Here is a 7775-nt window from a genome sequence, read left to right as displayed (position 1 = left end):
CCGCCGGCTTCGCCCGCGACGACGTTCGCCTCGCGGATCGCGTCGAGCAGTCGGGTCTTTCCGTGGTCGACGTGGCCCATGACGGTGACGACCGGCGGACGGATCTCGAGGTCGTCCGGGTCGTCTTCGTCATCGAGGTCGATGTCGAAGCCCTCGAGGAGCTCCTTGTCTTCGTCTTCCGGCGAGACGACCTGCACGCGGTAGCCGAGTTCGGCACCGAGCACCTCGAAGGTGGACTCGTCGAGCGACTCGGTCGCGGTCGCCATCTCGCCCAGGGCGAAGAGCACCGTCACGAGCGTGCCGGGCAGGACGGTGAAGCCCGTCATCTGCTCGATCTTCTCGGCGAAGTCGGCGATCGAGGCTCCGCGGCGCATCCGGATGACGGTCGTGCCGTCACCGCGGGGAACGCTCACGCCACCGATCGTCGGGGCCTCCCGCATCTCGAACTCGGCGCGCTTCGTACGACGCGACTTGCGGGCACGGCTCTTGCCGCCGCCCTTGCCGAACGCACCCGCGGTGCCACCACCGGGGCCGCGACTGCGACCGCCGCCACCACCCGGGCGGCCGGCGAATCCGCCGCCACCACCGGGAGCGCCGCCGGGTCGCTGGAAGCCGCCGGGAGCGCCGCCGGGACGGCCGGGGCCGCCGGGCCGCTGCTGGAATCCGGGCCGCCCGCCGGCGCCGGGGGCGGGCCGCTGACCGGGCGCGAGGGGACGCTGGGCACCGGGGCGCGGCGCCATCGGGCGGGGTCCGCCGCCGCCGGGGCGCGGCATTCCCTGGTTGCTCGCGAACGGGTCGTTGCCGGGACGCGGGATGCCGGGAGCGCCCGGCGCACCACCGGGACGCGGGGCGCCGGGACGCGACATGCCCTGGCTCGACGCGTACGGGTTGTTGCCCGGGCGCGGGATGCCGGGGGCACCGGGACGGGCGGCGTCGCCACCGGCGTCGGACGTGGCCGACGGGGCGTCCGCGGGCGGCGCCTGAGCGTCGGAGGCGGGCGCGGCCGGGGCCTCGACGGCAGGAGCCGCAGGCGCCTCCGACGGAGCGGGGGCCGGCTTCGCGGCGGCGGGCTTCGGAGCGGCGGGCGCCTTGGCGGGGCCGGGGACGGCGGCGGGCGCCTTGTGTCCGTCGGCCTCGAGCGCCGCCTTCAGCTTGCGCGCGACGGGCGGGGCGATGCTGCTGGACGCGCTCTTGACGAACTCGCCCATGTCTTTGAGCTTCGCAAGGGCGAGGCTCGATTCGACGCCGAGTTCGGCGGCGATTTCGTGAACTCGTGGGTTGGCCACAATTCTCCTGTTTCCGGGTCCCCACCCGGTTCTCCGGAAATCCGGAACAGGAGGGGACGTCAAAGGGTGAGGGAACTCATTCCGAGTCGCTCATTAGTTGTCCATGTGCCGATCAGTCCATTCATGGAGTTCTGACATGTGGGGAAGGAATTCCGTGTGGAGGGATTCCGTGGTGATCGCGGTGCGGAGGGCCCGCCCGAAGGCGCGCTTCCTGACCGCGGCGTCGAGGCATCCAGGGTCTGGATGCAACCACGCCCCCCTGCCCGGAAGTCGAGCCGCGGCATCCGCCACCGCTCGTCCGTCGCGCGCGACGACCCTCAGAAGCGAGGAGCGGGGAGCGCGCTGCCGGCAACCCAGGCAGGTTCGAACGGCTTCCATCCTACCCCCACCTCGCTGCGGTCGTCGGAACGTGCTCAGGACTCCATGACGGAGTCGGGCTGGATGTCGATCCGCGCTCCCGTGAGCTTCGCGGCGAGGCGGGCGTTCTGGCCCTCCTTGCCGATCGCGAGCGAGAGCTGGAAGTCGGGCACGAGGGCGCGCACGGCCTTGAGGTTCGCGTCGACGACGAACGCGCTCGACACCTTCGCCGGGCTGAGGGCATTGGCGACGAAGGTCGCGAGGTCGTCCGACCAGTCGACGATGTCGATCTTCTCGTTGTTGAGCTCCGCCGTGACGGCACGCACCCGCGACCCGAGCTCGCCGATGCACGCGCCCTTCGCGTTGATGCCCGGCTCGGTGGCCCGCACCGCGACCTTGGTGCGATGTCCCGCTTCGCGCGACAGCGCCGCGATCTCGACCACGCCGGACGCGATCTCGGGAACTTCGAGCGCGAACAGCCTGCGCACGAGACCGGGATGCGTGCGGCTCACGGTGATCGACGGGCCGCGCAGCCCCTTGCTGACGCTCGTCACGTACACGCGGATGCGCGTGCCGTGCGAGTAGTCCTCGCCGGGGACCTGCTCCTCGGGCGGCAGGACCGCCTCGACGGTGCCGAGGTCGATGTGGATCATCCGCGGGTTCGGCCCCTGCTGGATGACTCCGGCGACGATGTCGCCCTCGCGGTTGCGGAACTCGCCCAACACCTTGTCGTCGCCGATGTCGCGCAGCCGCTGGTTGATGACCTGCTTCGCCGCGAAGGCCGCGATGCGACCGAAGTCTTCGGGGCTGTCGACGGCTTCGCCGATGACCTCGCCGTCGTCGTCGAGTTCGGGCACGTAGACCGTCACGTGCCCGCTCTTGCGGTCGAGCTCGACGCGCGCGCCCGACTCGGGGGTGCGCTCGGTGTGCTTGAGGTAGGCGGTCAGGATCGCCTGTTCGATGATGCCCACCAGCTCGTCGAACGGGATCTCCCGCTCGCGCTCCAGATTGCGCAGAACGCCGAGCTCGATGTCCACGTCAGGCCTCCCGCTATTCAGCTCTTCGCCCCGAAACGGGGGCATCGGTCGAGCTTAGCCGAGGCGGGGTCAGGAGATCGCCCGGATCACCGCGTCCGCGAGCCAATCGCGATACCGCTCGATGCTCCAGCCGTAGTCCTCGACGAGCAGCAGGTAGCCCTCGGGCGATGCGAGGTGCGCGAGCACGGCAGCGAGCTCGGCACGCGGTGCCGACGACGTGACGAGACCGTGCTCGGCGAGCAGGTCGACGGCGCGGGCGTGGTCTTCGAGGCGGCGGGCGAGCAGCTCACGATGCACGACGGCGACGGCGTCGTCGGCGCGCGCGGCGGCAGTGAAGGCCGCCCACAGCCCGGCACCGCGTCGGCTGAAGGATGCGGCGGTCGCCGCGAAGAACGCGGCCAGCTCGCCCGCGGGGAGCTCGGCGACGGCGGCTTGGATGTGCGCGTCGTCGGCGATCGGAGCGTCGCCCTCGCGCCCCGCGAAGGTGAGCTCGAACGCCGACAGCAGGAGCTCGTGCTTGGCACCCTGCAGCTTCACGGTCTCGGCGGACACGCCCGCGGCGGTGGCGATCGCCGGGATGCTCGTGCCCGCGTAGCCCCGACGCGCGAACTCGGCGGCCGCGGCGGTGAGGACGCGCGTTCTCGTCTCGGCCGCCTGCTCGGCACGCAAGCTCGAGCGATAGGGGCGACGTTCCGTCGAAGCACGTGGAGCCATATTGACTACCTTACTCGGGTAGTGAATACTATCGCAAGCCAATCAACAGACCCACGACCTCAGGAGCACCCCATGGCCTCGATCCTCATCACCTGCACGCCGGCCCACGGCCACGTCGTCCCGTCGCTCGCCGCGGCACGTCACCTCGTCACCACCGGCCATGACGTGCGAGTTCTCACCGGCCGCGCCTACGCCGACCGGGTCGCCGCGACCGGAGCGGAGTTCGTCCCGCTGCCGGCCGAGGCGGACATCGACCTCGACCACCCGAACGACGCCTTTCCCGAGCGCGCGTCGCTGCGCGGTGTCCCCGAGGTGCGGTTCTCACTCACCAACTTGTTCGTCAAGCCCGCGCCCGCTCAGCTGAGCGCCGTCGACGCCGCGATCGCCGACCGGCCCGTCGACGTCGTCGTCACCGAGTCGATGTTCTTCGGCGCGGCGCTCCTCGCCACGCGTCCACGGTCGGAGCGTCCCGCGATCATCACGCTCGGCATCGTGCCGCTCTCGGTCGAGGATCCGGACGTCGCGCCGTTCGGCCTCGGCATCCCCCCGCTGCCCGGTCCGTTCGGGCGCCTGCGCAACGCGTTCCTGCGCTTCACCGCCGAGCGGATCGTCTTCGCTCCGGTCATCGCCGCCGCGCGCGAGGCACGGCGCGAGGCGTTCGGCACCGGGAGCACCGCCGATCTGGCGCTCTTCGACCCGGCCTCACGCAGCGACCTCCTCCTCCAGTTCACCGTGCCCGGCTTCGAGTACCCGCTGCGGCATCCCCGCCCCAACGTGCGGTTCGTCGGGCCCCTCTCGCGCACGGCGGCGTCGGAGTCGCGGACGCCCGCGTGGTGGAAGGACCTCGACGGCGGTCGACCCATCGTGCACGTCACGCAGGGCACGATCGCCAACGACGACCTGTCGCAGCTCATCCTCCCGACCATCGAGGGGCTCGCCGACGACGACGTGCTCGTCGTCGTCTCGACCGGAGGTCGCCCCCTGGGCTCCCTACCGAGACCGCTGCCGTCGAACGTCCGGGTGGCCGAGTACCTGCCCTACGACCTGTTGTTTCCCCGTCTCGCCGCGTTCGTGACGAACGGCGGCTACGGCGGGCTGCACTACGCGCTCGAGCACGGCGTGCCGATCGTGGCCGCGGGCACGACCGAGGACAAGCTCGAGACCACGACGCGCGTCGCGTGGTCGGGTGCCGGGATCAACCTGCGCACCGACAGCCCGGAGCCGCGGAGCGTGTGCGACGCCGTCACCGCGGTGCTCGAGAACCCCTCCTACCGCGCCGCGAGCACCCGGATCGGCGCGGAGATCGCGGCCTCCCCCGGACTCGCAGGACTCGACGACGCGATCGCGGACTCGTGCCGGTGAAGCGGGCCTAGCCCAGGCGCGCGAGCAGCTCGGCGACCGGCACCTCGGTGCGCTCGTTCGTGCGCCGATCCCAGAGCTCGACGATCCCGTCGGCGGCACCGCGGCCCACGATCACGATCGTCGGCACGCCGAGCAGCTCGGCGTCGCCGAACTTCACCCCGGGCGACACCTTCGGGCGATCGTCGAACAGCACGTCGTAGCGGGCGTCCTCGAGGGTCGCGACGACCTGCTCGGCGACCTCGAATGCGACCTCGTCGCGGCCGGTCGCGACGACGTGCACGTCGAACGGCGCGACCTCCTTCGGCCACAGCAGTCCGCGCTCATCCGCCGTCGCTTCGGCGATCGCCGCGAGGATGCGCGTGACGCCGATGCCGTAGGAGCCCATCGTGACGGTCACGAGCTTGCCGTTCTCGTCGAGCACCTTGAGGTCGAGAGCTTCGGCGTACTTGCGGCCGAGCTGGAAGACGTGGCCGATCTCCATGCCGCGTGCGAGGTGTACCGGTCCGGAGCCGTCGGGCGCGGGGTCGCCCTCGCGCACCGCCGCGACCTCGGCCCAGCCGTCGCCCGTGAAGTCGCGGCCGGCGACGAGGCCGAAGACGTGCTTCTCGTCTTCGTTGGCGCCGGTCACCCACGAGGTGCCGTCGACGACGCGCGGGTCGAGGAGGAAGCGGATGTTCGTCGCCGACTCGGCGCCGAGGATCGGGCCGAGCGCGCTCCAGGGTCCTATGTAGCCCTTCACGAGCGACGGGTAGCGGCGGAAGTCGTCTTCCGTCGCCGCCTCGACCTCGGCGGGGGCGAACGCGACCTCGGCACGCTTCATGTCGACCTCGCGGTCGCCGGGCACACCGACGACGACGATCTCGCGCGAGCCGTCGAGGTGGGTGAGCGCGAGCACGACGTTCTTGAGCGTGTCGGCGGCCGTCCAGGCGTGCCCGGGCTTCGGGTACTCCGCGTTGGCGAGGTCGACGAGGGTCTGGATGGTGGGGGTGTTCGGCGAGGGCAGCACCTTCGCGGGAGGCAGGGTCGCGACGTCGACATCCACGACCGGCGGAAGCGTCGTGTACGCCTCGACGTTGGCCGCGTACCCGCCCTGCGAGCGCACGAAGGTGTCTTCGCCGATGGGCGTGGGGTGCAGGAACTCCTCGGAGCGCGAGCCGCCCATCGCTCCGGCGTCGGCCTGCACGATGACGTACTCGAGTCCGAGACGGGCGAAGATGCGCTCGTAGGCGTCGCGCTGCTTCTGGTACGACGCGTCGAGCCCGGCGTCGGTCGCATCGAACGAGTAGGCATCCTTCATCGAGAACTCGCGACCCCGGAGGAGCCCGGCGCGCGGCCGGGCCTCGTCGCGGTACTTGTCCTGGATCTGGAAGATCGTGAGGGGCAGGTCCTTGTACGACGAGTAGAGGTCTTTCACGAGCAGCGTGAAGACCTCCTCGTGGGTCGGCGCGAGCAGGTAGTCGGCACCCTTGCGGTCCTGCAGGCGGAAGATCCCGTCGCCGTACTCCTCCCAGCGTCCGGTCGCCTCGTAGGGCTCACGCGGCAGAAGCGCGGGGAACAGCACCTCCTGCGCACCGGCGGCCGCCATCTCCTCGCGGATGACCTTCTCGACCTTCGCGCGCACGCGCAGCCCGAGCGGCAGCCAGGCGAAGATGCCGGGCGCCTGCCGACGGATGTAGCCGGCGCGCACGAGCAGCCGGTGCGAGGTCACCTCCGCGTCGGAGGGATCTTCGCGCAGCGTGCGGACGAACAGGTGGGTGAGACGGGTGGGCACCCATCCACCCTAGTTCTCGGGCGGACTGCTCCCGCCTACTTCGCGAGGGGTCGCTGTCGGGCGCTCGCGCTGGCTCCCCTGCTGCCTGACCAGCACTTCAGCCACCTCACGGAATCGCCCAAACAGCGACCCCTCGCGAGGATGCGGAGCGAACCTCGCTCCGCAGACGGATCAGACCGTGACGACCTCGGGGGTGCCGAGCTCCCCGGGGGGCATCTCGGCCGCGAGGCGCTGCGCCTCCTCGATGAGCGTCTTCACGATGTCGGCCTCGGGCACGGTCTTGATGACCTCGCCCTTGACGAAGATCTGGCCTTTGCCGTTGCCCGACGCGACACCGAGGTCGGCCTCGCGCGCCTCGCCGGGGCCGTTGACGACGCAGCCCATCACGGCGACACGCATGGGCACGGTGAGGCCCTTGAGCCCCTCCGTGACGTCTTCTGCGAGCGTGTACACGTCGACCTGGGCGCGCCCGCACGACGGGCAGGAGACGATCTCGAGCTTCCGCTCGCGGAGGTTGAGCGACTGCAGGATCTGCAGCCCGACCTTGACCTCCTCGGCGGGCGGGGCGGACAGCGAGACGCGGATGGTGTCGCCGATCCCCTCCGAGAGCAGGATGCCGAACGCCGTCGCGCTCTTGATGGTGCCCTGGAACGCAGGCCCGGCCTCCGTCACCCCGAGGTGCAGCGGCCAGTCGCCTGCCGCGGCGAGCTGCCGGTAGGCCTTCACCATGACGATCGGATCGTTGTGCTTGACCGAGATCTTGAAGTCGTGGAAGTCGTGCTCCTCGAAGAGGCTCGCCTCCCAGACCGCGCTCTCGACGAGCGCCTCGGGGGTGGCCTTGCCGTACTTCTCCAGCAGGCGCGGGTCGAGCGAGCCCGCGTTCACCCCGATGCGGAGGCTCACGCCTGCGGCCTGCGCCGCCTTCGCGATCGCCCCGACCTGGTCGTCGAACTTGCGGATGTTGCCCGGGTTCACGCGCACCGCCGCGCAGCCCGCGTCGATCGCCTGGAAGACGTACTTCGGCTGGAAGTGGATGTCGGCGATGACCGGAATCTGGCTCTTCTTCGCGATGATGTGCACCACACCCGCGTCGTCCTGGCTCGGCACCGCGACGCGCACGATGTCGCATCCGGATGCCGTGAGCTCGGCGATCTGCTGCAGGGTCGCGTTGATGTCCGCGGTTGGCGTCGTGCACATCGTCTGCACCGAGATCGGAGCGTCGCCCCCCACCTCGACCTTCCCCACCCT

7 protein-coding genes are annotated in these 7775 nt (G+C 70.9%); 1 reads left to right on the top strand and 6 read right to left on the bottom strand.

Annotation, left to right across the window (positions count from 1 at the left end):
- From ACO1X9_RS09890 to ACO1X9_RS09875, 4 genes are all read right to left on the bottom strand, one after another.
- Positions 1 to 1286 (bottom strand): translation initiation factor IF-2 N-terminal domain-containing protein (locus tag ACO1X9_RS09890; protein ID WP_486350663.1); only part of this gene is annotated, 1286 nt, incomplete at its 3' end.
- A gap of 93 nt (positions 1287 to 1379) precedes the next feature.
- Positions 1380 to 1664: a YlxR family protein gene (locus ACO1X9_RS09885; protein WP_486350662.1), complete on the bottom strand. Its 285-nt coding sequence runs from the start codon at positions 1662 to 1664 to the stop codon at positions 1380 to 1382.
- A gap of 35 nt (positions 1665 to 1699) precedes the next feature.
- Entirely contained in the window at positions 1700 to 2680 is a 981-nt protein-coding gene (gene nusA, locus ACO1X9_RS09880; RefSeq protein ID WP_486350661.1) for a transcription termination factor NusA, read from the bottom strand.
- 69 nt (positions 2681 to 2749) lie between these two features.
- A complete protein-coding gene (locus ACO1X9_RS09875) occupies positions 2750 to 3394 on the bottom strand; it encodes a TetR family transcriptional regulator (protein ID WP_486350660.1) in 645 nt (214 codons plus the stop codon).
- A 72-nt stretch (positions 3395 to 3466) separates the two neighbouring features.
- On the opposite strand from ACO1X9_RS09875, the gene ACO1X9_RS09870 reads away from it, so the two are divergent.
- A complete protein-coding gene (locus tag ACO1X9_RS09870) occupies positions 3467 to 4756 on the top strand; it encodes a glycosyltransferase (RefSeq protein WP_486350659.1) in 1290 nt (429 codons plus the stop codon).
- Positions 4757 to 4763: 7 nt separating this feature from the next.
- Here ACO1X9_RS09870 and ACO1X9_RS09865 read toward each other — a convergent pair whose 3' ends face one another.
- Together ACO1X9_RS09865 and ispG are read right to left on the bottom strand one after the other, a co-directional pair.
- A complete protein-coding gene (locus ACO1X9_RS09865; RefSeq protein WP_486350658.1) occupies positions 4764 to 6527 on the bottom strand; it encodes a proline--tRNA ligase in 1764 nt (587 codons plus the stop codon).
- Between the two features lie 171 nt (positions 6528 to 6698).
- Complete coding sequence (gene ispG / locus ACO1X9_RS09860; protein ID WP_486350664.1) at positions 6699 to 7772, bottom strand: flavodoxin-dependent (E)-4-hydroxy-3-methylbut-2-enyl-diphosphate synthase; 1074 nt, start codon at positions 7770 to 7772, stop codon at positions 6699 to 6701.
- Positions 7773 to 7775 lie beyond the last annotated feature (3 nt).

The sequence above is a fragment of the Pseudolysinimonas sp. genome, assembly GCF_057350545.1.
The sequence above is the reverse complement of the archived record's forward strand: the minus strand, read 5'-3'. Positions and strand labels throughout refer to the sequence as shown.

Excerpts from the sequence above, each read along its gene's own strand:
- ACO1X9_RS09885 (WP_486350662.1), bottom strand. The coding sequence starts at position 1,664 with ATGGAAGCCGTTCGAACCTGCCTGGGTTGCCGGCAGCGCGCTCCCCGC.
- ACO1X9_RS09875 (WP_486350660.1), bottom strand. The coding sequence starts at position 3,394 with ATGGCTCCACGTGCTTCGACGGAACGTCGCCCCTATCGCTCGAGCTTG.
- ACO1X9_RS09870 (WP_486350659.1), top strand. The coding sequence starts at position 3,467 with ATGGCCTCGATCCTCATCACCTGCACGCCGGCCCACGGCCACGTCGTC.